Annotated in this window: 20 protein-coding genes; 8 read left to right on the top strand and 12 right to left on the bottom strand. The window is 44.7% G+C overall.

Annotated elements, in window-relative coordinates:
• The first annotated feature begins 72 nt into the window (after nt 1–72).
• The 3 genes from QUA45_RS10660 (at nt 73) to QUA45_RS10650 (ending at nt 3,446) form a co-directional block, all read left to right on the top strand.
• Entirely contained in the window at nt 73–1,638 is a 1,566-nt protein-coding gene (locus QUA45_RS10660) for an ABC transporter permease subunit (RefSeq protein ID WP_333100269.1), read from the top strand.
• A 144-nt stretch (nt 1,639–1,782) separates the two neighbouring features.
• A complete protein-coding gene (locus QUA45_RS10655) occupies nt 1,783–2,598 on the top strand; it encodes a class I SAM-dependent methyltransferase (RefSeq protein WP_333100270.1) in 816 nt (271 codons plus the stop codon).
• A 68-nt stretch (nt 2,599–2,666) separates the two neighbouring features.
• Nucleotides 2,667–3,446: an ABC transporter ATP-binding protein gene (locus QUA45_RS10650; protein WP_333100271.1), complete on the top strand. Its 780-nt coding sequence runs from the start codon at nt 2,667–2,669 to the stop codon at nt 3,444–3,446.
• 236 nt (nt 3,447–3,682) lie between these two features.
• On the opposite strand, the gene QUA45_RS10645 is transcribed toward QUA45_RS10650, so the two are convergent.
• A complete protein-coding gene (locus QUA45_RS10645) occupies nt 3,683–4,513 on the bottom strand; it encodes a PEP-CTERM sorting domain-containing protein (RefSeq protein WP_333220629.1) in 831 nt (276 codons plus the stop codon).
• 316 nt (nt 4,514–4,829) lie between these two features.
• Here QUA45_RS10645 and QUA45_RS10640 point away from each other — a divergent pair, with 316 nt between their 5' ends.
• Nucleotides 4,830–5,537 (top strand): ABC transporter ATP-binding protein, encoded by a 708-nt coding sequence (locus tag QUA45_RS10640; protein WP_333100273.1) that lies wholly within the window; start codon nt 4,830–4,832, stop codon nt 5,535–5,537.
• Nucleotides 5,538–5,717: 180 nt separating this feature from the next.
• Here QUA45_RS10640 and QUA45_RS10635 read toward each other — a convergent pair whose 3' ends face one another.
• From QUA45_RS10635 to QUA45_RS10625, 3 genes are all read right to left on the bottom strand, one after another.
• Nucleotides 5,718–11,216: a response regulator gene (locus tag QUA45_RS10635; protein WP_333220627.1), complete on the bottom strand. Its 5,499-nt coding sequence runs from the start codon at nt 11,214–11,216 to the stop codon at nt 5,718–5,720.
• Nucleotides 11,217–11,765: 549 nt separating this feature from the next.
• Entirely contained in the window at nt 11,766–13,208 is a 1,443-nt protein-coding gene (locus QUA45_RS10630; protein WP_333100275.1) for a hypothetical protein, read from the bottom strand.
• Between the two features lie 24 nt (nt 13,209–13,232).
• On the bottom strand, nt 13,233–14,462 hold the full coding sequence (locus QUA45_RS10625; protein ID WP_333220625.1) for an acyltransferase family protein: 1,230 nt from the start codon (nt 14,460–14,462) through the stop codon (nt 13,233–13,235).
• Between the two features lie 900 nt (nt 14,463–15,362).
• Between QUA45_RS10625 and QUA45_RS10620 the strand changes: the two genes are divergently transcribed.
• On the top strand, nt 15,363–15,782 hold the full coding sequence (locus tag QUA45_RS10620) for a pyridoxamine 5'-phosphate oxidase family protein (RefSeq protein WP_333100277.1): 420 nt from the start codon (nt 15,363–15,365) through the stop codon (nt 15,780–15,782).
• A gap of 130 nt (nt 15,783–15,912) precedes the next feature.
• On the opposite strand, the gene QUA45_RS10615 is transcribed toward QUA45_RS10620, so the two are convergent.
• Complete coding sequence (locus QUA45_RS10615; RefSeq protein ID WP_333100278.1) at nt 15,913–16,785, bottom strand: alpha/beta hydrolase; 873 nt, start codon at nt 16,783–16,785, stop codon at nt 15,913–15,915.
• A 387-nt stretch (nt 16,786–17,172) separates the two neighbouring features.
• Between QUA45_RS10615 and QUA45_RS10610 the strand changes: the two genes are divergently transcribed.
• Entirely contained in the window at nt 17,173–17,667 is a 495-nt protein-coding gene (locus tag QUA45_RS10610; protein WP_333100280.1) for a GAF domain-containing protein, read from the top strand.
• A 37-nt stretch (nt 17,668–17,704) separates the two neighbouring features.
• On the opposite strand, the gene QUA45_RS10605 is transcribed toward QUA45_RS10610, so the two are convergent.
• Nucleotides 17,705–17,842 carry a hypothetical protein gene (locus tag QUA45_RS10605; RefSeq protein WP_333100281.1) on the bottom strand — a complete coding sequence of 46 codons (138 nt, stop codon included), beginning with the start codon at nt 17,840–17,842 and terminating at the stop codon, nt 17,705–17,707.
• A gap of 320 nt (nt 17,843–18,162) precedes the next feature.
• Here QUA45_RS10605 and QUA45_RS10600 point away from each other — a divergent pair.
• Nucleotides 18,163–19,220 (top strand): ISKra4 family transposase gene (locus QUA45_RS10600; RefSeq protein WP_445305002.1). Its coding sequence is split into 2 segments (ribosomal slippage): nt 18,163–18,319 and nt 18,319–19,220, totalling 1,059 coding nucleotides; the frame shifts between segments, so codons are not numbered across the junction.
• 139 nt (nt 19,221–19,359) lie between these two features.
• Here QUA45_RS10600 and QUA45_RS10595 read toward each other — a convergent pair.
• Complete coding sequence (locus tag QUA45_RS10595; protein ID WP_333100435.1) at nt 19,360–19,617, bottom strand: element excision factor XisI family protein; 258 nt, start codon at nt 19,615–19,617, stop codon at nt 19,360–19,362.
• 47 nt (nt 19,618–19,664) lie between these two features.
• Complete coding sequence (locus QUA45_RS10590; RefSeq protein ID WP_333100434.1) at nt 19,665–20,021, bottom strand: element excision factor XisH family protein; 357 nt, start codon at nt 20,019–20,021, stop codon at nt 19,665–19,667.
• On the opposite strand from QUA45_RS10590, the gene QUA45_RS10585 reads away from it, so the two are divergent.
• Nucleotides 20,015–20,182, top strand: a complete 168-nt coding sequence (locus tag QUA45_RS10585; RefSeq protein ID WP_333100433.1) for a hypothetical protein — start codon at nt 20,015–20,017, stop codon at nt 20,180–20,182. The two genes, QUA45_RS10590 and QUA45_RS10585, sit on opposite strands and share 7 nt — an antisense overlap.
• 952 nt (nt 20,183–21,134) lie before the next feature.
• Here the strand turns inward: QUA45_RS10585 and uvrA are convergent.
• The 4 genes from uvrA to QUA45_RS10565 form a co-directional block, all read right to left on the bottom strand.
• Entirely contained in the window at nt 21,135–24,095 is a 2,961-nt protein-coding gene (uvrA, locus tag QUA45_RS10580; protein ID WP_333220623.1) for an excinuclease ABC subunit UvrA, read from the bottom strand.
• 73 nt (nt 24,096–24,168) lie between these two features.
• The gene (locus QUA45_RS10575; RefSeq protein WP_333220621.1) at nt 24,169–24,612 is read right to left on the bottom strand and encodes an aspartyl protease family protein; all 444 of its coding nucleotides are present in this window, start codon (nt 24,610–24,612) and stop codon (nt 24,169–24,171) included.
• Nucleotides 24,613–24,733: 121 nt separating this feature from the next.
• The gene (locus QUA45_RS10570) at nt 24,734–25,366 is read right to left on the bottom strand and encodes a 7-carboxy-7-deazaguanine synthase QueE (protein WP_333220620.1); all 633 of its coding nucleotides are present in this window, start codon (nt 25,364–25,366) and stop codon (nt 24,734–24,736) included.
• Nucleotides 25,367–25,551: 185 nt separating this feature from the next.
• A complete protein-coding gene (locus QUA45_RS10565) occupies nt 25,552–26,250 on the bottom strand; it encodes a class I SAM-dependent methyltransferase (RefSeq protein WP_333100428.1) in 699 nt (232 codons plus the stop codon).
• Nucleotides 26,251–26,442 lie beyond the last annotated feature (192 nt).

Here is a 26,442-nt window from a genome sequence, read left to right as displayed (position 1 = left end):
CTGCGATTCCTAGCAATCTGGCATCTAACTACTGACTGCTGACTAATAACTAATGACTAATAATTTATTCCTATGTCAAAAAAAATAATTAATGCGATCAAATCGAGCGGTATTTTAGGGGCGATCGGCTCTTTGACTGTTCTGTTATTCGGGGGTTGGAGCGGCACCGTGATCGGCTGGCTGATGGGTACGGCGGCAGGGTTTATGAGTTGTCGGGTTCAGAAGGTTTACAGCCCGAAAATGGGTGCGACTATCGGCAGTTTAGCAGGATTGGGATTGGGAGTTTGGCTATTAGTTGCAAGTGTGGTAGAAGGGGTTTTGATTAGACCTTTGTCTGGTCAATCTGCTGTTGCTTTTCCGACGACGCTGCTGTACGGGATTTGCAGTTTGACAATCGCAATTTTGACAGCTACGTTAATGGGGGCTTTGCAGGGTTTACAAGGAGAACGCCAGCGGCTGGCAACTCTGGTGACATTAGCTTTTATTCTAATTCTGTTTCCGTTTATCGACATTCAAGCTCAGACTGGGTGGATAGCTACTGTAGTACAAATTCAAATCTTTATTATGTTGGCGCTGGGTTTGAATATTACTGTGGGTTTTGCGGGTTTGTTGGATTTGGGATATGCGGCGTTTTTTGCGATCGGCGCTTACACAACGGCTTTGCTATCTTCTGGGCAGTTAAATATTGCTTGGAACTTTTGGGTGGTACTGCCGATAGCGGCTGGTGTAGCTGCGATTGCGGGTGTAATCCTCGGTATTCCGACACTGCGGCTCAAGGGCGATTATTTGGCGATTGTTACCCTCGGTTTTGGCGAAATTATCCCGGTTGTCTTTAGGAATTTAACGGCGATTCGGATCGACGAACCAGTCTCGAAGATTGTTGCTTCCCTGTTGGGTAAACCTGAGTTGGTGCTGTGTCTGGTTGGGTGCGATCGACCTTTTAACCTCACCGGCGGCGAAGCGGGAATAAACCCGATCGGGCGTCCATCTCTCCCCATTGTCGGCACTTTCAGCACTGGCAACTACTTTCCCTGGTACTACCTAATTTTGCTGCTAGTTGTCTTCGCTTACTTCATGATTTCGCGGCTGCGAGATTCCCGCTTGGGGAGGGCGTGGAATGCCATGCGCGAAGATGAATTAGCGGCTAGTGCGATGGGGATTAACCTGGTCAAAACCAAACTTTCGGCTTTTGCGATGGGAGCGACGTTTTCGGGGTTTGCAGGCGCATTTTACGCCGCCTATATCAGCGCGATTTTTCCCAGCGTTTTCGATTTCTCGGTGTCGGTAATCATCCTGTGTATGGTGATTTTAGGCGGTTTGGGGAACATGACGGGGGTGATTTTGGGCGCTATCATTATCATGTCTGCCGATCGGCTTTATCTGCCACAATTAGCGCAAGTTCTCAAGGGTTTTCTGAATACTTTTGTACTCCCCAGGATTGCAATTCCCCAGTTGCAAGAGTTTCTCGCCACCAGTTTAGACCCGATTCAAATGCGCTTATTTCTCTTCGGCCTAACTCTTGTTGTCATGATGCTCGTGCGGCCGGAGGGGCTGATTCCTGATAAGATACACCAAGCTGAACTGCATTCGGATGCTGAAGCGAGCAATGAGTCTTTAGCAGATTCGAGAAGTCAATAGGTAGGTAAGGGCAAAAACCATAGTATTTTGTAGGCAGGTTTAGCTAAGAATCTAGGATGCAAGGGAGTTTAGGGGTATAAACACCCCCGTCCCCATCTAATGTTTATTTGTAACCAACTACTTAGTAAGGGTGAAAGATTAGCCATGAAAAATGTAACTGGTACTGCTTTTATCGTTGCGGAATTTAGAGCCGAAGAGAATGAAGAGGCAATTCCTCTCTATACTGATAATGTAGTCAAAATCTGGCTGAATGAGGAAACAAAAAAAGTAGCTAGCCAAATAGCTCAAAACTCTCCCGCCGCTAAAGAAATGATTAAGTTGCGGACTAAATATTTTGATGATGTTTTGTCCAATCAAATTTTAGGAGGTTGCAAACAAGTAGTTATTTTAGGTTCGGGTTTGGATACTCGCGCTGCTAGAATTAATGGAGAAGGAGTGATTTATTTTGAAATAGATGACCGCGCGACTCTTCAATTAAAAGAAGAAACTCTCAAAGCTAACAAAGTTACTGCTAATGTTCGCTACCTTCCCGGCGATTACGTAAAAGACGGTTTAATCTCCTTGCTGAAACAAAGTGAATTTGATTTCACTCGACCGACATATTTTTTGTGGGAAGGTAACACTACCTTGCTTGACAAAAAAGATGTAATATTTGTGTTAGAACAAATTCGCGACAATGTTAATAATTTTCGAGTGTCCTTTGATTATATGTCGGAAAAGGTAATTTTGAGAACTACGGGCTACCAAGATATCAATGATTACATAGATAAATACGAAAGTATGTATGCACCCTGGATTACTGGGTTTGAAAACATTGCAACTTTGGCTGATGAACTCACTCTCAAAGTTATTGAAGACTTTTCGACTGCAGATTTGCACGCACAATATCGCCCTCGCCGTTCTCTAGAATCTAATCTTTTTAAGTTTTATTGTGTTTGTACGTTAGAGAATCTGTCGTAAAATTTCCCAAATTGATTCGCGAGCTTTTACCCTTGCACTACTATAAAATTTTAGAAAACACAACCAAAATGTCATTATTAGAAGCACAGCAACTTACAATGCGATTCGGCGGTTTGACGGCAGTCAACCAGGTTAGTTTAACATTGGAAAAAGGCTCGATCGCCAGTTTGATCGGCCCCAACGGTGCCGGAAAAACCACATTTTTTAATATGCTTACCGGCATCTATAAACCGAGTGGAGGGCAGTTGGTACTTGAAAATAAAAATATCACGGGTTTGCCTCCCGATCGCCTGACAACTTTCGGAATTGCTAGAACTTTTCAAAATATCCGCTTGTTTAACAACATGACTGTGCTGGATAATGTTTTAGTAGGTAGACACTGCCGATTGAAAACAGGTTTGTTGGGTGCAATCCTCCGCCCTCCCGCTGCGAATCTGGAGGAGCGGGAAGCTAAAATAAAAGCGCTCACTATGCTTGATTTTGTCGGTTTAGGTGCTTCTAAAGCGCTGGAGTTGGCAAAAAACCTTTCCTACGGCGACCAGCGCAGATTGGAAATTGCGAGAGCCTTGGCTTCCGATCCGAAAGTGTTGCTTTTGGACGAACCGACTGCGGGGATGAACCCGAACGAAACTGCTGATTTAACTCGCTTTATTTACCGAATTCGCGATGAGTTGAATTTGAGTATTTTGCTGATTGAACATGATATGAAAGTGGTGATGGGAATTAGCGATCGCGTGAGTGTTATGGAGTACGGTACTAAAATTGCGGAGGGAACTCCAGATCAAGTTCGCGCCGATCCTCGCGTAATTGAGGCATATTTGGGAAAAGAAGAAGATGGACATGGATAATGGGTATTGTGTGCCGACAGATAAGTGAGGTGGGCAGTGTGTATCCTCGGAATAAGGGATATAATTTACGGCAAATTAACCCAATAAAATTAGGGCGGGTTTACCAAAAATCTGTCATGCAAACCGATAATATTTATCAACCCGCCTAGGAAGACAGCATTTTATAACGAGCAATTCAACAGCAACGATAGGAGGTGCGCCTTGCACACCCTACGGATTAATATTCGGGGGTTTACCTAAACTTTTGATGTGACTTCCGACATTTGTTTCTTGTTTTTTCTCTGCATGACAAACAATCCTAAAAATATTGCAGTAGCTAATACTGTGTTAGGTTCTGGAACTGCTTCTGCTTCTGCGATATTTTTTTTAAATTCTACCAATGTTAAGTTAGTAGCGCTGTTGAATGTCCGGGAATACACCCCAGAAGTATACAGGAGGCTGGTTGCTGTACTTCCTTGAGCCATTAAATTAAAGTTAATGTTTGTTGGCTTAAAGCTTTGGCTGGCGAACCCACTCAAATAAATTCCCCCAGAAGAGTCTAAATCGCTGGCAAATTGAAAAGAGTCTAACAAAATGTTAGTAACAGTGTTAATCACCCAGAAAGATATACTGCCATTCGCCCTGGCGCGTTCGGATTGAGGGTTGTCCACTGATGTTAAAAGAGCTAAAAATGTCTGAAAATTGAATGAAAAAGTTTCTTCGGCATCAATGAAGAAGTCGCCGATCACTGTTGCTTGACTTTGGGCTAAACCGGAATAGTTATTCCCGCTGCCTATGACTCCACTTTGCGAGAGATTTGCTGCCAGCAATTCGTGACAGTTAGATATAAAAACTGCATCAGCGTTCGCTTGGCTAATAACTGAACCGGTGTTAGCTATTGTCTGAGCGTTAGTATTAGTATACGTACCTGTGTCAGTCGGGGTATGGCTGAAGTTGTCAATCGTTACTGCTGCCGCAGTACCGGCTATTGTGGCAGCACTACTGGGCGCAATACCTACACTCAAGCTGGTTACTAAAGGAGTTGCTAATAAAAATGCAATCGCTCCACTAATGTGATTGAATTTCATGGTAGATTTCCTTAAATTTGAAAACTTTTAATTGCTGTTATTGGTAACTTGTAGCGGTTGGTTTCGCTTACGAATTAATACTACCTATTTACTGAGAGATTTTTGTAAAGCTACTGTCAAGAAATCTTCGGTTTGATTAAAATTTCTGTAAAGTTGGTCGCCCGACTACTAAAAATAGATGGTATGGCAGCTCAGGCTAAGTCTTCCTCTAAGTAAAATTACTGCTTACTCTAAAAAAGTTAATTTTCAATAAATGCAATAAAAATTTATAATTAGTCTGGATAATATAATAAAGCACAAAGCAGAAAGAGTAATTATGTTGGAAATTAAAGACATTCACACCTACTACGGAAATATCCACGCTCTCAAAGGAGTATCGCTAACAGTCTCACAGGGAGAAGTTGTGACATTAATCGGCAGCAACGGGGCGGGGAAAACGACCACTCTCCGCACGATTCAAGGACTGCTGCGGCCGCGCCAAGGCACTATATTATTTGAGGGAAAGCCTTTAGAAGCACTATCTACAGAGGCGATAGTCCGTTTGGGAATTTCTCAAAGTCCCGAAGGGCGATTGATTTTTCCGCGAATGACGGTGCAAGAAAACCTAGAAATGGGTGCTTATCTCCGCAACGATACTCTCGGTATCAAGTCCGATATGGAAAAAGCATTAAATTTATTTCCTCGTTTGCGAGAAAGAATTAGTCAAAAAGGGGGAACTCTCAGCGGCGGCGAACAGCAAATGTTGGCGATCGCCCGGGCTTTGATGTCGCGCCCCCGCTTGTTATTATTGGACGAGCCGAGTATGGGATTGGCACCGATGTTAGTCAGTCAAATTTTTGGTATCGTCCGCGATATTAATGCTGAAGGAACAACTATTTTACTGGTGGAACAAAACGCCCGCATGGCTTTAAGTGTAGCCCACCGCGGCTATGTTATCCAAACCGGTCAGGTTGTAGTCGCTGGTACTGCTAGCGATTTGCAGTCAAATGAAACTGTTCGCAAAGCATATTTAGGTGAAGGTTAAATATAGGCATTGGGCATTGGGCATTGGACATTGGTTATTGAAACTGACAACTAACAACCAAAAACCAACAAATAACAAATAATATCGTTTCCGGTTGCATCGGTATTGTTCAAACAGTCAACTGTCCACAGTCAACAGTCAACAATTCCGGAGGAGTGTAACCGGAATTGATATAACAAATTACCCTATTTGCGATCGCAACTTCCCCGTTTCCAATTCCGTCTCAAAAGCCGCCCGCACCTTTTCCCACTCCGCTTGAGCTTCCAACAGGCGATCGCGCGCCGTACTCACATCAAAAACCTGTTCCCCTCCAGACTCAACCGCCGCGCGACCCATATACTCCAATTCCTTGCAAACCGCAGAAAAAGACACGGCTCCTAAATTGGCGCTGCTCGACTTCAGCGTGTGAGAAGCCAGCTTCAAACTATCAGCATCGCCTAGAAAAATAGCCTCCTTAATAGTTTCTAAATGTTGCGGTGCGTCTACCAAATATATCTTAATCAGCTCCCCCAAAAAATCTGGGTCTTCATCATCGTCTAGCTCGCGGAGATTTTGCAAAATATGAAAATCAATCGGCGAATCGGCTGCCGGTTGAACGCTCGAAGAACCCGCAGCATCACTGTCAATGCGATCGGAAATATCTTGATTGTTTTGCTCAGTAACGGCATCCAATTCATCTCGATTCAGAGGTGAACACTTGCTCAAGGCGATCGCCAACTCTTCCCGGCGTACCGGCTTAGTAATATAATCGTCCATACCTGCTTCCAGACACTTTTCGCGATCGCCCTGCATCGCATTAGCAGTCATCGCAATAATTCTCGGCTTCTTGTTAGCAGGCCATTCCTGACAAATGCGGCGCGTCGCTTCCAACCCATCCATGTTCGGCATCTGCACATCCATCAGCACAACATCGTAAGATTGCCGCTTCAGCGCCTCCAAAACCTCCAACCCATTAGCTGCAATATCAGCCCGATATCCTATCCTGTCGAGTAAATGCGTAGCGACTTTTTGATTCACCACATTGTCCTCAGCCAGCAAAATCCGAATCTGACTAGAATTAGCTGCATCCTGTCCGGCAGAATTCGCCGCAACCTGCCTCAAAACAGCAGGCGTCCGCTGCACGCGGTGCTGTTCTTGAGAATTTTCAAAATACTTCAATCCCGAAGTCAAAGTCACCACATTTGAAACTTCTCCCCTACCGCTTCTGCCAGTAACATATCCAAAAACTTGCAACAACACATTATAAAACTGGGACTGTTTTAAAGGCTTAGTTAAAAAAGCAGAAAAATGTACTTCTGTAGTTTCAAGTTTTTTCCAAACTTCCGCCTTACTTAAATAAGTAAACAGCACCAAAGGTAGTGCTATTTTACGATGGTTTTTAACTTGGATGACATCCGGATTTAGACCCTCGTCGCGCGACAAATTGCTCAGCTCAAATTTCCGAATCTGCACAGCCAAAGCCACACCGTCCATATCTGGCAGATTCATCGCCAAAATAGCTAAATCGAGCGGCGAGTTTCCTTTGATGATTTCCAAAGCCTCAGCACCCGAAGTTACAGCCACGGGTATCATTCCCCAAGACTCTGCCTGCCGGATCAAAACTTGCCGGTTAATGGCATGATGCTCAACAATTAATAAGCGCTTACCAGCGGCAAATTCAGGCCTTTTTTCCTCAGCCCGGATGTCATTCGCTTCAGCAGTCACCGTGAAATAAAAAATCGAACCCGAACCCGATATTGACGGCGGAGTAAATTCTGCAGGCGACCTTCCAGCGATACTTTGTCCGATCGCAGAAACGGCCGGTTGAGACTTAGAACTTCCTGGAGTAACCTGGCTGACAACCCACATTGTACCGCCCATCATATCGCTCAAACGCTGGCTGATAGCCAGTCCCAAACCCGTCCCGCCGTAATGTCGCGTTGTCGAAGCATCCACCTGCGAAAAAGCTTTAAACAGGCGATCCATCCGGTCTGGCGGAATGCCAATTCCCGTATCTTGGACAGCAAATTGAATCTCGTATTGTCTGCTGCGTCCCAACTCTCCCTGGTTAATTGCTAGCGGTTGCGGCTCTAGAATATTAATTCTTTCCAGCAAACTATTAGTAGCTACCTGTTCAATTTGCCTAGCCGTACAGCACACCACAATTTCCCCAGATTCTGTAAACTTAACTGCATTGCCCAGCAGATTTACCAAAATTTGGCGCAACCTCGTGACATCTCCTAAAATGTTTTTCGGAACAGAATCATCAATAAAGTAAGCCAGCTCTAAACCTTTTTCTGAGGCTCTAGGAGCCAATAATTCCAGAGATTCTTCTATACAGTTTTGCAGCTCGAAGGGGCTGCGTTCCAAATCCAATTTTCCCGATTCAATCTTGGAAAAGTCTAGAATATCGTTAATAATAGTCAGCAAAGCATCGCCGCTGGTACGAATTGTCTCCACAAAATCCCGCTGTTCAGGAGTTAGTTCCATATCCAGCAGCAAGCCCGTCATCCCGATGACCGCATTCATCGGAGTGCGGATTTCGTGACTCATAGTCGCTAAAAATTCGCTCTTAGCTCTATTAGCAACTTCCGCCGCTTGTCGCGCTTGATCCAAAGCTTCATTTTGCTCGGCTAACTGTCGCTGTCGCTGAACTTCCGTTTCTAAAAGTTGTGCTTGAGCTAAGGTAATTCCAACTTGAGCGGCAACATCTTCTAATAGTTCAATTTCGTCGGGATTCCACTGGCGAGTTGCATCGCACTGGTGCAAAGTAATAATTCCATTCGGTTCTCCTTGATAGGAAGTGCGAACAGCCAACATAGATTTTAATCCGATGCGGCGGCACATCGGCCCCGAAGATTCCAGCAAAGGATCGGCAAACACATCGGGAGATGCCAGGGCTATATCTTCAGCGAGGAGTTTTTCTGTATAGGGGTTATAAGTGACAGAAAGTTCTAAATCTAAAGCCGATTCGTGACCGGGTTCTAAGTATTCCGCGACGCAAGGAAGGTGCGGATAAGGTTCGGAAAGATAGGTATGAATTGTACAGCGATTGACGCCAAACACGCGGCCGATTTGGGTGGCGGTAGTCTGAAAAATTTCTTGAGTATCTAAAGTCGATCGCACTTTTTGAGTAATTTGTTTGAGTAGTAAAACGCGCTGGTACTGACGTTGCAAAGTTCGCTCTCGCTCTTCGCGGGCAATTTCTGCGCCGATGTAATTGCCCATCAACTTTAAAATTTCAAAATTCAGCGGTTTAAAAGGAGATTTAGTGGTGCGAGAAGTAAAGCTCAAAGTTCCAAAAATTCGCCCTTGCACTATTACCCTCGTCCCCACAAAAGCCTCTAACTTGCGGACGCTGTAAGCGGGGTGGTTGCGCCACTGAGTAGTGCCGGCTGATTCGACAGAAATAGGTTCGCTCGATCGCAAAACCTCTCGCTCAAAGGTTCTGCTCAAAGCAAAACCGTCTCCTTTAGCAAACCCAAACGGAAAATCTTCTGGTACATAAGCAGCAATCACTTCGTAGCGATCGCCCAAAACCCTGCCCAACAGCCCGATATCCATCCCAAACTGACTGCAGCCCATTGCCAGCAACCGGATTGTTCGATCGTCAAAAGAGCCTTCCGAACTCACCATTACCTCGTAGAGCGATCGAATTGCCCGCTCGCTTTCCCGCAGTTCCTCAACTCCTTCGATGCGGTTGCAGACATCGTGCAAAGTTCCGAAAATTCCCGCTATTTCGCCTTGCGAATTCCGCCGGACTTGGCCAAATAGTTCCACGGAAACAAACCCGGAATTACTGTGAATTCCCAAGGAGTTTTTCCCCGAAACCGACTTGGACTTAAATCGCAGTTCTCGTCGTTCAAATTCCGAGTTCCCTGACAGCAAAGACTCCAATAAATTTGCACATTGCTCGCGGTCATCTGGATGCACCCACTCTAAAAAATTAGTTTGCAAACTTTCCGAAACCTCAAAATTCGTAATTTCCGTCCAAGCACGGTTGAGAAATTTCCAAACCCCCGCCGCATCTATCTGGAAAATTACTGTTGCTTTCAAAGAGTCAAATAGTTGGAATTGTTCTCGATCGTGCTCGCGGTTTTTGACTTCAAACTGCTTGTTTGGAGTAATATCTGTATGAGTTCCTACTACCCGCAGCGGTTTGCCGGTAGCGCTGCGTAAAACTTGACCTCGGTTCAGCACCCAGACAGTGCTGCCGTCTTTACAGTACATCCTATATTCTGCTGCAAAATCCGGTGTCTTTTGGGCGAAGTGTTCTTCTAAAGCTGCCTTTACCGAGTCAATATCATCTCTGTGGATGCGACTCCACCATTCCGATCGGCGATTCGAGATTTCCCCTTCTTGGTAGCCCAGCATTTCTTGCCACCGTGCCGAATAAAAAAACTCATCTGTTTCGAGATTCCAGTCCCAAATCCCCTGATTGTTGACTGCAGGGGAGAGATTTGGCCGCTCTACGAAACTGTGGTGAGAAATTTCAGCAGCCACCTCGTGGCTATTTGCGGCTGTCCGCTGTATTTCTGCGGAGAGTTTTTTGTATTGAGCGTTGCTAGATTCTAGCTGCCTCTGCAAAGCAATTAAGCCAGAATGCAGAGATTTTGAATCCAGAGCTTGTAAAAGAATAGTTTTAGGATTGATTATCCCGATCGGGTGATTTGTTTCGTTGATGACTAATAAAGGCAACTGGCAGTAGTGTTTTTTCAGCAGCGCGACGGCTGCTTCGAGGGTAGAGTGCGATCGCACCAGCGGTGGCGAACTGCTGCAAATTGCTCCGGCTTTAATTTTGTTAGAGTCTCTTCCCAGCGCCTGCAACTGCACAATATCCCGCGAACTTACCACCCCAACCAGTTTGTGAAGGTTGGGATTTGTAAATTTGGAATTTTGAGCCGCACCAGTCGATTGTTGATCGGGTGTTTCAGTGATTAATACATAACTAACATTGTGTCTAAACATCAGTTGCGCCAAATAGCGAACCGAAGAATTAGAAGGAGCGTGAATTATTCGCGAGCCTGCGATTTGAGGGATTTGATAAAGTTTAATTAAACTTGCGGGTAGCTCTAATTTCTGATTCAGAATTGGCAGCGGCGGGGGGAACGCGAAAGCCGCAGGTGGCGAAGCGGTGCTAATTGCTTTTGGTGTGGATTCCCCAATTCCCTGCAACATTTGCACCAAGCTTTGAGAGCTAATTAAACCGACAAGTTCTTCAGCGTCGCTGACTACGGGCAAATGGCCGATCTGATTTTTCTCCAGCAGATTAGCTAAGGCAAAAAAGTCGGGAATTTCCGATTCTCGGGCTACAGTTACGGTTCTGATCATGATTTGCTCGATCGCAAATCCCCTCAAAGCAGCGCCGATCGAATTTAGCTGTACGATATCTCGCGCTGTAAAAATCCCCAGCACTGTCTGCCCACCCGCATAGGGAGCCTTTGAGCCGTTGAGACGCAGCCCGTTGCCTCCTGCCTGTACCGCACGCGGTACACCGTTGTAGAAACCCGACTGTTCCCGCAATTGTGGGGAAGTCCCGTTCGTGGGATTTCCGAGTTGAGAACTCCCGCGCGGTTCTACCACGAGGACGTAACTGGCTCCTGTGCTACTCATCAGCTCGATCGCCTTTTCTACGGGCGTCTCAGGGGTGACGGTGAGGGGATTGCGGTTGATGACCTGACTGAGGGAGGGAATAAACATCAGGGGGCATAAAAGTGATATTTGTTGGAAAAACCCGATCGCAAGCAGCAGATTGATTGAGAGGCTTTGCCCGCGAGATTTCCAAGCGCGCTCAAAGTTTCTGTACGATTAAACTCACCCCTACTTCCAGCATCTTGGCATTTAAAATTAATTCCGTGCCATATCCTGATAATTAACGGCTTCTGACTTTCAGAACCAATGCTATCTGGCAGAGGGCCCAGATGAAGGCGGGCGGGTAATTCCTCGCCTAGCCTAACTGCTGAGGGTTTACGAGCAAGAATTTCTGCGATTGTCTAGACTGCACCCTACTTTCTGCCCCTCAACGGAACTCTCGCTCGGATTCTGTTTGAGGCAAGATACCTGCACGCTACCAATTTACCAGCGACAGGAGGGGAATCACAACACGACGACTTAGGTATGGCAACTGTGCAATTAGGGGTTCCAGGGTTCCAGGGTTTCAGGGTTCTAGGGCTAAACAGGCAGAAAATAAATAATTCTGAGTATAACTAATTCTATCTTATCCCAATTATGACCCAGAGGATTTGAGCTTCAATTCTGGCGATCGAACTTGATGAGAATAGCGCTGTTCCCCGCCAGTGCAAAACTCGCATTTCCGCCCTTTAGCCTTAAGTTACCAACAACCTCATCCATTGTTTTAGAACTGAACTCGCGCACCGTGCCATTACCAGTTTTTATCAGCTCCGAAATATCAGCATTAACAGTGTAAGATGTTGCTCGGTCATTGACAACCAGCAAGTAAACATTCTTCCTAGCATCAAGAGTTGCAACTGCCATTAAATCCGAACTGTTAGTGATAGGAAAAAATGTAGCTTTCCCGCCCTGCAAAGCCCTAATTCCCATGCGCAAAGCATAGTAGCCCGCGCGCCGTTTCCCTCCGTCGCCTAGCAAACCTTCCGCCAGTCCCTGCTTACCCCAGTCGTACAAACAGAATATGTGACTGCCGTCAATATAATTGTCCCCCGGTTGGGAGCCTCGAATCAGATTCTTAATCAAATTTAAAGCTAAAGATAAATCGCCGTAGCTAATCTCGTACGTTCCCCATTCTCCTACCCAAAGCTGCGAGTTAGCGCGGACAGTACCGTTCATCCAGCCGCGCACTTTGCGGGTGTAGTTAGAAATATCTGCATCGTAGTTGTGGACATTGACTGTATCGAAATAATTCGGTATTGCCTGCAAAGCACTAGCAGGCCAATTGCTGCCGCCTACGGTTTTCGGGCCGTGGATGCGATAAGTGCGCGAAGGCAAATAAGTTTGGTAAACAAAGTCGATCGCATCTTTTGCCACCTTAACCAATTCAAAATAGTCAGCCTTAGTTCCGCCCCAACCCTGATCGCGATTGTCCGGTTCGTTGTGAATTTCCCAATCATCAACGCGGTAATCATTGCGAACATTCAGCCAATAAACCGTAGCAAAAACGTGTTCCCACCACTCGTTCCAATCTTCTTCTGTGCGCGGCGGATTCAGTTGCAGCGCCCAACTGGGATTCCAGCTATTATCAACATTGCGAATGCTGACAACCGGGCGAATATTTGTTTGTTTGAGAGTATTAAAAATAGTCCTGGCATTGCCTTGCCAAACCGTACCGGGTTGTCCCGACCACCAATAATCGCTACCCTGGGGCGGATTAGTCATAATCCGATCCCAATGCGCCCAATTAATTATATTTGAATTTGTCTTAATTTCGTCAATAGATGGCCAACCGTATTTACCGTCGTCGTCTTCGGGTTCCCACCGGGACATCCCGCCGTAAATGCGGTAGGTATTAATTCCCAAATCTTGCAAATCTTTGATGTCGAAATTGATATTGCCCTCGACTGCACCGATGTAGCGAGTGCTGACACCCGCAGCAGTACCGGAAATTTTAATTGTTTCGATGTTTTGAGCAAAAGTTGTCGTTCCGATGAACAACTCTAGGCTGAGGGCAATTAAAAGACCTATAAACAAATTCAGAATTCTAGTTTTTGATAACACGTGATTATTAACTACTAATTTAGTTTATTTTAGACCAGAGGTAAAGAGACCCATCGCGAATCTAACTCGACGGGCGATCGAGTTTGTTAGCTGTTGTAATAAAAAAGCATTAACTATACCAATTTCAATAATTAATACATAAAGTAAAATAGCACGGGTAGCAGTCAAAAGTGAAGGTTCACCTCGCACCACCACAGTAAAAAATTTGGGTATTACAATTAACCCTATAAATTGCGTTAAATATAGTTCATAGGAAATATTAGAAATCCATGTTAAGAAGCTCGTTATTAAATAAGAAATTTTTATTAAACCTCTACAAATATTAAAAATGATTACAAATATGCCAAATCCAATAAAAGCATCATAAAAAGACAGTCCAAAAGGTAAAATCACGCCGAAAAATTTTATTGCATTTGAAAATGTGAAACAACCCATAATACCCAATATTTCAAAAAATATTGCTAGGGCTATTGTGACGGGCTTAGTTAGGTAATTTATTAATAAAGTAGGATTACTTGCATAAACCTTGGCCATGGCCATTCCTAAACAAAACTCAAATAACCTTGAAATTGCTAAATATCCTGGATAACTGAGATCGCCCAATATTGGCGAAAAGACGTTGTTAAAGCCTAAGATTAAAACTAAAAATGTATAGATAACTTTAATAACAAAAGTAGTTAAGAGAAACTGTTCAATAGAAAGTTTTTGTAAATATTTAAATAGCCAAAAAAAGCACAAACAAAATTGAATTAGTGGAAACATAAACCAAGAAAACGGTATGGCTTTATCGAGAATTATCCAACTTCTCCAAAATGACCACCAATCAAAATAGCCATAAAATAAATCCGCTCTTAACCGAGGAATTATAAACGATACAGCTAAAAGTATCCAGTAGGTAGGGTAGAGCCGGAAAAATTTTTTCCTGATAAAATTGATCCAGCTTTCATCAGGTTTTAAAATTCTTGAATAAGCCAGTCCAAAACCACTGAGAATGAAAAAAATATGAACTCCCTGATATCCAAGCAAGAAAAATATATTCACCAAATCCAAAACTATATTGCCTACACTATTAAAGGGTAGGGGAAAAAACTTAGCAATCGTCGAGGCTGGACCTACTACTTTTGCATACTCGAAAAAGTGGCTGTATCCAAAAAAAGGAGGCAAGAAATTGAAATACCAAAAATGAACCCCCACTACCCAGCAGGCAGCAAAGCCTCTCATCATATCTAATTCTTGAAATCGATGAGACTTCATAAATAAAAATATCCGTTTAACTCAAACTTATAGGAACAGCCAGGACGGGAAGCCTAGGATGTACTCGATCGCTCTTAGGATGTGGCAAAAAGTCTACTCTATGTTATAAGCGCCAGCCATGTCAAGGTGGTGAAGAAGACCCTCAAATCCTTGAAATATTGAAGGCTGCGATCGTTAAATCTGATTCTTTTAACAGGTGATTAAGAATAAACTAGGTTTATTGCCGATCGCCAGTCGGTAGGATGAGGTAAAGCCGATCGATCGCACCAATACGCTATGAGGGCAGTGTGCACCGACCAACTACGAGATTTTAAGCGTTTGAGAGAGTTATATACCAGGCTCGGCAGTCACGCCAGACAGGGCGGGTCATCAGCGTCAAGCAGATCGCATTTGTCGCATAACCGCAGCGTCAACCATCCCTAAATTGCGCGCTGCGGTTATGCGGCGATGTTTTTTGAGCACGGATTATATCTGGTGTCAGAGCATTCCAGGGGACGATCGCCTTTTGTTCGCTGGTAACAAGAAAACATGGAGGCCCAAGCTGCAGATAAAGCCAGTTTGGGCTTGATCGGGGCTGAAAATTTGTTGAAGTCCCGTTAGGAAAAAACGTTTTTATTTTTTATTAATTAGACGATCGCCATTTAATAAAAACAATAAATTCTCAGAAATTACCGAGGGTTTATTGTCAAAATTATACAAATTTTCCGCCAACAAATATCTCGGTATAAAGGTAGATGATATTTGTGGCTAACCTAGGTTATGTTTGCGAAAATTATCTACTTGTTTATAGCCACAAAACAGGCGCATCAAAAAGGCAATAATTAGACCAAAAGCCCCTATCGTGAAGCAACCTAAAACATCGATGGATTTCTCTAGAGTAAGTTTTAAAGGAGCATAACAATGTTAGATATTGATGAAATGAGTTCAAAAGAAATACAAGAACTTTTGCAGCAAGTAGGACACGGACACCTCGGCTGTGTATTTGAAGGGCATCCCTACGTTTTGCCAATGCACTATTATCTCCAAGATTCGGACATATATATTTTCACAACAGTGGGGATGAAAACGAAGTATATAGACAGCAATCCAGAAGTCTGCTTGCAAGTGGAAGAAGTCCGCGATTTCCAACACTGGCGCAGCGTTGTGGTGAAGGGGCGAGGAGAACGCCTCACGCAGCAGGAAGACATCGATCGCGCGATGCAATTGATCAAAGAACACAACCCCACACTTTCACCCGCCATCAATCGCACCTGGATTGACTCGCTGGGGCGTGCGGAGAGGAGACCATCGCAATCTACCGCATTCAGCCCTGGGAAATGAGCGGGCGCACGACGGAGGGAATCAGCAGTCGGTGAACGTCTCTGCTGGCATGGGAATAATAATTTTCTGAGTGAATCGCGATCGTCCTACTCGCCGGCTCAGTAGCATTCCGATCAAACTGGATATGATATTAAATAAACTTACTTGCCAAAAAATCTCTCATGTACCGATTCACTAACTGTGGCTGTTCCTGCTGCACCCAGTGGCTGCAATTAGGAATGTAATGAATCTGAAAATCCCGGACGTAATCTGCGGTTCCATAGGTTAACTCTTTGCCGAGGGCGGCATCATTTTCTCCCCAAATCATCAGCGTCGGAACTTGCAGCACGCTCCAATTCTGGCGATCGACAAATCCGCGAGCAATATTGCGGTAATAATTGATAGTAGCCGTCAGAGCGCCCCGTTTGGCAGCCGCATCTTTGTAAGCTTCGATATCTGATGGGCTAAAGGTGCTTTTGTCAACGGCCATACCTTCCAAAGCAGCAGCAATTGACTGATAGTCGCCCAACTGAATTAACAACTCCGGCAAAACTGGCAACTGAAACAAAAAGATGTACCAACTTCTCAGCAATTGTTGGGGAGTGCGTAACCCTTCAGCAAACTTGGCCGGATGCGGTAGATTCATCACAATTAATTTATCCACCATTTGGGGATAAGCATAAGCAAAATTCCAGGCGATCGCGCCTCCCCAGTCGTGACCAACTAAGACGCAACTTTCGTATCCTAAACCCTGAATAATGCCCTTGACATCTTGCACAAACTCTGCCATCACGTAAGCAGATTGATCGTGAGGTTTGTCGCTATCGTTGTAACCCCTGAGATCTACAGCGACGACTTTATAATCTGATGCAAATTCCGGGATTTGATGTCGCCAAGAATACCAAAATTCAGGAAATCCGTGCAGCATCAGCATCAGCGGCCCAGAACCTTGAGTGACATAGTGCAGTTTAATGCCGTTCGTAGCGATAAATTCGTGTTTCCAAGCAGCTTCTAGCACAGACATATTTGATGCTTCCTCTAGCTATCGAGATAGCCTAGCAGTTCCTGTCTTTAAGAGGAACCAACTTTAGGTATATCTAGCAATTCTCGCAGCACTTGTAAACTCTTCCTTTTCTCTTCATTTGTGGAACCGGCGTCCCGCCGGTGGTTCTTCGCGCAAAAAAAGCCGTAGCTTGCGGGGCCCGACGCCATCGCTCGTTGCCCAAAAAGATTGCTATCTCTGTCCAAATAATACTATAATGTTGCTGGCATCCAGACAACTGTTAAGCCAAAAATTACTCATTTTTGAGCGCGCGAAAATCCAGAGGCGCAATAATTTGAGGTCTTGTGATGGTGCCAGTTCAATAATTAATATCTGGCGAGTGTACTAGGAATTAAAGGAGTTAATACTATGTCGGGCGATCGGCTGCAAAACATTGTTAACCGCTTGACAGATCGTCTAAAGCGCGATGTATTAGTTGAAAAATCCCTCTACGACATTCGAGAAGTTTTGCAGAGCGATCGCGCCGTGCTGTACTATTTTTACAGACAGTGGCAAGGTCGAGTGACTTACGAGATGTTGAGTGCGATCGAACTCTCAATCTTGGGTTCAACGGGGCCAGATGAATGTTTTAACGACGAATACGCTGCTTTGTACGAAGCCGGCAGAGTTAAAGCAATTACAGATATTGAAGAAGAACCAATTAACCCATGCCACCGAGATTTTCTGCGTAGCCTGAAAGTTCGCGCTAATTTAGTCGTGCCAATTTTAACGAACAAAGGACTGTGGGGGCTGTTAATTGCTCATCAGTGCAGCGGGCCCCGCACTTGGTCGCGATCGGACATTGAATTCATGCAGCAACAAGCACAAAATATGGCACTTTCTCCCACAATTCAAGATAGTTAATATCTCATCTATTATTAGTACATAATATACCAGAATTTCACCCTCGAATTACTGTAATCGATCGCCCCATTGAAGTAATATGAATCTCTGTTTTCAACCGTTCTTCCAATTCCCGTGCATTCTCTCGGCGATCGAATATTAGCAACCAACCTGAATCCTCTCCCAATCGAGCCAAATATCCATCTAACTATTGAAAATCTTTCTCTCTAGCAAGAGTTGGCGGCAAGGATTTTTCGGATACTGGGGGAGCGAAACCCAAAAATGATATCTTGAGAAAACACACCGCGTTGAATCAGTTCTCGATCAATGTAGATTGGGAGCATCCCGATTTTGCAAGTAGGCAAAAGTATGATAAAATATATCGCTTTATGGAAAAACCTACACTTAGCTTCCCAAAAAAATCTGTTTTAGAGTCAAGGAGCCATTTTATAGCAATTGAAGAATAGATTATCTCAAGAGTTACAATAGTCAATAAATAATTTTGACGGACCCAACATGACGCCTGACGAACAAGCACGTTTACAAGCCCATACTGCTGAAATCGCCAAAATTTTATACAAAAACACTCCCCCCGAGGCATTAGAGAGCCTGGAAACAATAGAAGGGCACCTGAGAAAACAATGGATAGAGATAGTGGGACCCCAAGTTGCTTTTTTTTTATCAAAGAAAGAACGGGAACAGACAAAGGACGTCCCCGAACAGTAAAAAGCTGTGTGGGTGAGTTAAAAATTACCGAAAAACAAGCGGAACAATTAAACATCAAAAAATCGACTCGCTTGGCCCCTTTTTTCGAGAAATGCTGTCTGCGACAAGTGGCCGTGTTATCCTATTCCAAGGCATCTAAAGAAATTGAGGTACAGACGGGAGTCAAGATAGGTCATACCACTTTACATAGATTGGTAGAAAACCAAGAGTGGGTCGAACCAGTAGCCGAAGCCCCCGTTAAAGAAACCAGCGTAGACGGAGGGAAAGTGCGTATTAGAGGAGCAAAAGGGGAGGGTTCTCACTGGCTCGATTATAAAGCAGTTAGTCTACATGACAGCTTTTATGCTGCATATTTTATGGAAAATGAAGTGTTGATTGATTATGTCAATCGTCAGCCGTTAAGCTCCCTACTGACTTGTTTAGGCGATGGACACGATGGAATTTGGAATATCATCGGTAAATTAAATCCGGATGGCAATCGCCGAGAAATCTTAGACTGGTATCATTTAGTAGAAAATTTGCACAAAGTAGGAGGGTCTAACAAACGGCTGTATAGAGCCAAAAAATTGTTGTGGCAAGGTCGTGTAGATGAAACGATTAAGTTGTTTGAGTTGTGCGGTCGCCGTCAGATTACCAACTTTTGTAACTACATAACAAAACATCGGAATCGAATCGTTAACTATCAAGTGTTGTCCAGCCAAAATACTTGCTCTATCGGGTCGGGAGCCGTGGAATCATTAGTGAAACAGATTGATAGAAGATTAAAAATTTCCGGGGCTCAGTGGCGTCGTGAAAATATTAATCAAATGCTGAAACTTAGGTGTGCTTACTTGAATGAATTAATGTAAAATATAGACGCATCCTTTGAGAGCCATTTTCCTTCCAAACTCCCATACTTTAGATGCTCCTCAAAGCCAGTGCGCTTAGCACGCGGGCGAAACTTTTGCGTTCTATCATATAGCGCAGGGCGAAAACTTTTGGCTCTTATCATACTTTTAACCATTTACAAAACCGGGATGCTCCCATGTAGATTTCGGTACTGTTGTGTTGAATCCAGATTTGATTTTCGATGATATCGAGCTGCATGGCACACCCATAGATGCGATATTCATCGCGCCATTCGTTGTGCATAACGAGGTATCGATCGCGGGCGATATCGAAGATTAACTGAGCATTTGCGTCATTTTTAGAAAAGTCTTCGAGAAAGTCACAAACAATTTTGCGGTATTCGTTTAGTCTATCCATTGGTCGCTCGCCTCACGAGTTGGATTGTAAATAATTAGTCGAATTTCCTAACGTTCGATGACAGTTTTTGCGGGTTCAAATCTGAGACATATTTGGTAGGTATCGGTGGGCCCTGCCAGATACAGCATACGTTCTGGTTCGCTAGAGACTTCGATGGCAATGCGATAGTTGAGGAATTGACCGAGGGCGGTGTGGAATTCAGAAATGGTGGAGCCACCTGCAAAACTTTTGACTTCTACAGCTATTTTACGTCCTTCTTTTTCAGCGGCGATCGCTTCTTCGGCTGCAAGATCGATGTAGACATCCGCAACACCATAGCGTAACTGGTAGGGATCGTGGGTAATTTTCCAGCCATCTTTTTGTAGAGCGATTTTGACCGTGTTGTGGAAGATATCCTTTGCCATTTTTAGATTTTACCCCAGGATTTACATCGGAACTTAAGGGTGCACCGACTTCCACCGAAACCATGACGGCGGTGTATTGTCCGCTGTCGGTGAGTTGTTTGGCTAAAGCTAGCATGGCGGTGGTTTTACCGACTTGTCGGGGTGCATGGATGACGAAATAGTTGCGTTGAGCGATTAACCGTTCTAAGCCCGGTAAGCGCAGTGTTGGGAGTAGCACGTAATGAATGTCTGCTTGGCAGGGGCCTCGGTATTAAACCAGCGTGGCATAGGTTAATTGGGGTTAAAGGGGTTGCTCTCAGTTTACTGTGCTGTACCCGAATAGAAAGGATAAAAGTTACTCGGAGCGCCGTGAATTGATAAAGCCTTTGTCAAGAAGCCTGAGCTTCAAAACACGGGCTAACGATCGCTGTCATAAAACTTCAATCCAGCATCTTAAATACTCTTAAACGACGATATTATTAGTATTAATCATTTGAAAGCACTGAAATGTTAGACCCAGCCCCCAAACTGTAAAGATTAAAAGCTAGAGGCACTGTATAACTCCCACGAAAAACTCTGCCCCTCATGCAAATTTCAAAGCCTTTTCTAATCCCAGAACATCCTCGATGTTTCATCCTTAATCATCTTGGCATCACACTTTGGGCAAGGATGTTTACTAGGCCAGGGATAGAGCCGCGATCCCTCACATTTAGGACAAATATTGAGTCTCTTATCATAGTTAGGATCGCCAGTCGGGCCATCTTTGCCATAGCGCCCAATCAGAACGTCAACTACTGCTTCACAATCTTCACAGGTCATTGTTCTAACAACAGCGATCATTCCAACGTCCCGACGACCAGAAACCCATTTTGCTATGTACCCACAACCAGGACATACAAAGTTAAATTTTGCACCCATTGTTTTCCTTGATGAAGTTTGGCTAATTTGTACCAGTATACCTCTGTCCCAGAGCCGATCGGATTGCAGAGCAGAACTCTCTGACGACTAAGCAGACTAACTTGTAATAGTATTTTAATTGTAGGGTGCGTCAGGGGAGTTTCTTAAACGATTATTGAAGGTTTAAATATCTGACGCACCTTACTAATTATGAGAATTGCGTAATTCCTGTTAGTATTAACTAACAGCTACAGCCTCCCCTAAAGGATGCTGCTGCAAAACCGCTTGCAAATACTTGCCAGTATAAGACCTCTGATTTGCCGCCACATCCTCCGGCGTCCCCGCCACAATAATTTCGCCGCCCTTATCTCCCCCTTCAGGCCCCAAATCGATCGCCCAATCGCAGCACCGAATCACATCTAAATTGTGTTCGATTACCAAAATTGAATTCCCTTTATCCACCAATCTTTGCAGCACATTTAACAAATGGTGAACATCATAAAACGACAAACCCGTCGTCGGTTCATCGATTAAATAAAGCGTCTTCCCAGTAGCGCGGCGCGACAGTTCCGTTGCCAATTTTACCCGCTGCGCTTCCCCTCCAGAAAGCGTCGGCGCGGGCTGTCCCAACTGAATGTAACCCAAACCAACATCAACCAAAGTTTGCAGTCTGGCGCCCGCCCTGGGAATATTTTTAAACATCTCCAAAGATTCCTCTACGGTCATGTTCAAAACATCAGAAATCGACTTGCCTTTATACTTCACTTGCAGCGTTTCCCGGTTGTAGCGCGCACCCTTGCAAACCTCACACTGCACGTAAACATCCGGCAGAAAATTCATCGAAATCACGTTCACGCCTTGGCCGCCGCAAGCTTCGCACCTTCCCCCTTTCACATTAAAAGAAAACTGCCCCGCTTTGTAACCTCTTGCCTTCGCTTCAATGCTTTCGGCAAACAAATCCCGAATCACATCAAAGACTCCCGTGTAAGTAGCGGGATTAGAGCGCGGAGTACGACCGATGGGAGATTGGTCAATTACAATTACCTTATCAACCACATCCTCTAGAGAGCGTTCCCCTTTCGTTTTGAGGGCGTCCATATCGGGTGGTAAAGGCACTTTTTTGGTGATATAGTGTTGCAGCGACGGGTACAGCAATTCATTGATTAAAGTTGATTTTCCCGAACCGGAAACCCCCGTCACGCAGACAAGTTTTCCGAGGGGAATTTCTACATCAATATTTTTTAAATTGTTGCGCGTTGCATTTATGATTGAGAGAGCTTTGCCGTTGCCTTTTCTCCTTTCATTAGGGGTTTCAATTACTCGCTTTCCAGACAAATAAGCACCGGTCAAAGATTCCTCTGCCGTTAGCAAATTTTCTAAACTTCCTTGCGATATAATTTTGCCACCGTGAACGCCGGCACCGGGCCCGATATCGACAATATGGTCGGCCGCCCGCATGGTTTCTTCATCGTGTTCTACCACAATCAAAGTATTGCCTAAGTCGCGCAATTTTGTTAAGGTTTGCAGCAGGCGAAAGTTATCTCTTTGATGCAGTCCAATGCTGGGTTCGTCCAAAACGTAGAGCACGCCCGTCAAACCAGAACCGATTTGAGTCGCTAGCCGAATTCGCTGGGCTTCTCCGCCAGAAAGTGTCATTGCGGCGCGGTCTAAAGTCAGGTAATCTAACCCGACATCAAGCAAAAATTGCAGCCTTGCTTTGATTTCTCTCAGGGCTAAGTCGGATATTTGAAATTGCCGATCGCTCAATCCCAAATTATTTACTCGTTCGCGACATTCGCGAATCGAAATACTCGTTAAATCTACAATTCCGTACTGTCCCAACCGCACCGAAAGCGCCTCTGGTTTCAAGCGCTTGCCGTGACAAACCTCGCAAGAGCGATCGACCCGATACTGTTCCAGCTTCTGCTTGATCAGATCGGAACCAGTATCGTCGTACTGGCGCTGCAACATGGAAATTACGCCATTAAAATCTCTCCTAAAATCAGTGCTACCGTCGCGCTTTTTACTTTCTGCGCTGCGCTTTTGCTCATTGCCGTACAAAATTACCCGCTGGTGTTCGGGCTTTAATCTATACCAAGGAGTGTCGATATCAAACCCGCAAGTATCAGCAATACTGCAAAGCAGAGAGAGATAATAGGAATTGTCTTTGTCTGACCAAGGCGCGATCGCACAATAAAGAGGCGCTTTCTCGTCGGGAATTACCAACTCCGGCGCAAAAGTCCGCAAACTCCCCAAACCGTGGCAGTTCTGGCACGCGCCGTAAGGCGAGTTAAACGAAAATAACCGGGGGGAAAGTTCTTCCATTACTGCGCCGTGTTCGGGACAAGCAAAGTTTTCAGAAAATACGATCGGCCCCTGTGGTTGGGAATTTTCATCACTCGGTAACTCTTCAATTATCGCAATCCCCTCAGAATGGCGCAAACAAGTTGCCAGAGAATCAACTAAACGTTCTTCTAAACCGGGTTTTTTAATTAACCGATCGACAACTATCTCAATATTGTGCGTATGATTTTTATCTAATTCGATATTTTCCGAAAGTTCTAAAATTTCTCCGTCAACTTTGACGCGGATAAATCCTTCCGCAGCTAAACTCGACAATAATTTGCGGTGAGTGCCTTTTTTTCCGCGCACAACTGGTGCCAGAAGGTGAAAGCGAGTGCCGTCGGGAAGTGCCATGACTCGATCGCACATTTCATCAATTGTCTGCGGCGCAATGCAGCGATCGCAAATCGGACAGTGCGGTTCGCCGGCTCTGCCGTAGAGCAATCTGAGATAATCGTAAATTTCTGTAACTGTGCCCACAGTCGATCGCGGGTTATGAGAAGTTGACTTTTGGTCGATCGAAATAGCCGGACTCAAGCCTTCGATCGCGTCCACATCCGGTTTGTCCAACTGTCCCAAAAACTGGCGCGCGTAGGCGCTGAGAGACTCCACGTAGCGGCGCTGTCCCTCGGCAAAAATTGTATCGAAAGCGAGGGAAGATTTACCAGAACCGGAGACACCAGTAAAAACAATCAGTCGATCGCGCGGCAGTTCCAGATCGATATTTTTCAGGTTGTGCTGTCTCGCACCGCGAACCCGAATCGTATTTTGGTTGTTAGAGTGAGAATTCGTCACATTATGCCCGTTGCGGGATGCACTTGGCTGGCTGTTTGAGGTTTCGGCGCGTTGGGACATGAGAGTAGTGCAAAACAGTGCTTAACCATCTTAGCGCTGCCGATCGAATTGCTGGCATCCAAACTCAAGAATATCAAAGAATTGTCCAATAAGTTTCCGTCGGCCCGTCGGGCAAAACTTTCAATCTTTGATTTTTCAAATCCACTTCAATTCCCAGCGCTTCCATCGGAATCACCCCTAAAAGTGGAGTTTTCCCCTCTGGCAATTCCAAACACTCAAAAGTCCCTTCACGTCCGCACAGAGAAATCTTGGCATCTTGAAAAATCCTCGCCTCACTAATACCCGTGGCTGTTTCCACAACCACTTGCTTGAGAATTTTCAAACCCAGTCTGGCGAGAACATCTTTAGGCAAACACAAAGTTGTCGCGCCCCTATCCACCAAAACATTTTCTAGAGTAACAGACCTCACCTGCTCCATTGGAATCAGACCATCTTCGGCTTTCCCTTCATCCAGCCGATTCGTAATTACTAAGGTTGTGATAACTTTTCCCATTGGAGTTTCCGTAGTTGTTTCCATTACGTTCCAATTATCATAAATTGCTGTTTTAATTATAGCACATATTTGCACAGATTTTCAGGCAACGATGCACTCCCCATTCTGCACCGCCCTGACGAATATCTATGGCTAAATTATCAAATTATTGCACGCCAATAAACTTGTGAGTTTGCAAAGATAGCCTGTAACTAGGATTTTGTTTCAGCAATCCCAAAATAATGGAAAGCGCTAATTTTTGGGAGTTCCATTCTGGTTGCAAGAAAACCGGAATATTCACATTATTTTCCAAATGCTTGTGATAAAAATCAACTTCTTCGCCCGTGCTAATCACTAACTTAATTTCATTTGCTCTCGTCCAAAAAAGCTCTTGCACCGGATATTTAGGATTGACGTGTTCCTTCGGAGAAAGAGTAATCCAAGCCTGGGGGGAAACATCCTGCCAGCAAGCACCGGAAGTTTCAATACTCACCTGCTTGTCAGCTTCTAGCAAAGCTTCAACTAACTCAGGCAAATCGCGGTGAATGAAAGGTTCGCCACCAGTAATGACAACCCTTGGAGACTGCAATTGAGCGAGCAATTGTGCGAGCGACTGCGGTACAGACGGCAAACCTTTGCCCCCATTTGCGTAGCCCGTGTCACACCAAGGACAGCGCACAGGGCAACCGGCCAATCGGATAAAATCAACTAAAGTCCCCGTCCAATAACCTTCGCCTTGAACAGTACCTTGAAAAGTTTCGTGAATCGGTAATTTTACCTGCAAATTTGAACCCAGCATTTGCGCCTCTGATTAACTGAAAAATAAATCATTCTCTAAGGTACGCATTGCACACCTTATTCTATACTTTTGAGTTTCTAGGGTGCGCATTGCGCACTTTACTCTATATAAAACCGACTTGTATATTCTTGAATAATTAGCAGCTTGTGGCAATTTAAAATGAACCGCAAACCGCAAATAACTCTTTAATTATCCTGTTCCGGTTCCATCATGGTAGCCCAACGGCGTTTCAATGCCAAAGTCAGTCCGTCAGCAATGGGGACAACACTGAGAGTAACTCTGGGATCGTTACGCAATTTGTCGTTAAAAGTACGAATGGCGGTGGTGCTTTCGTCTTGTACTTGAGGGTCAGCAACTCGTCCAGACCACAGAACATTGTCAATAACAATTAAACCGCCATTGCGGACAAGTTGCAGCGATCGCTCAAAATAAGCCTCATAATTTTCTTTATCAGCGTCGATGAAGGCAAAATCAAAGGTTCCGGCTTGTCCCTCGGCTATTAGTTTGTCGAGAGTATTTATTGCTGGGCCCAACTGCAACGAAATCTTATTAGCCACGCCCGCAGCTTCCCAATAGCGTCGTGCGATCGCAGTATATTCCTCGCTGACATCGCAGGCAATAATCTGACCGTTTGAAGGCAGCGCCAAAGCTACGCACAGCGAGCTATAACCAGTAAAAACGCCAATTTCTAAGGTTTTTGTCGCTCCCATAAGCTGCACCACGAGCTCCATAAACTGACCTTGTTCGGGAGCAATCTGCATCTGGGCCATAGGATGTTTAGCAGTTTCTTCCCGTAGTGAAGCGAGAATATCGGGTTCCCGCAGAGAAATAGATAACAGATAATCGTAAAGTTGATTTTCTAAGCCAAGAGTTGAGTTCGCCATCGGTTTGTCCTTGCTGCTGACTTTTGATTTTAGATTATAGATGCGCTGTTAATGGAAATCGGAAACTGTAGAGTTAATTTTGGCACCTATTTTGCTGTGGCTGATGACAGGTTGCAGTAGCAGTGTCTCGGTTACACAGAGGCAAATTGCAAAACGCGCGATCTACTTCCAAATCAGTTTATCTCAGCTACA

Origin of the sequence: Microcoleus sp. Pol12A5 (genome assembly GCF_036701435.1) — a bacterium.
Taxonomy (GTDB): domain Bacteria; phylum Cyanobacteriota; class Cyanobacteriia; order Cyanobacteriales; family Microcoleaceae; genus Microcoleus.
The sequence above is the reverse complement of the archived record's forward strand: the minus strand, read 5'-3'. Positions and strand labels throughout refer to the sequence as shown.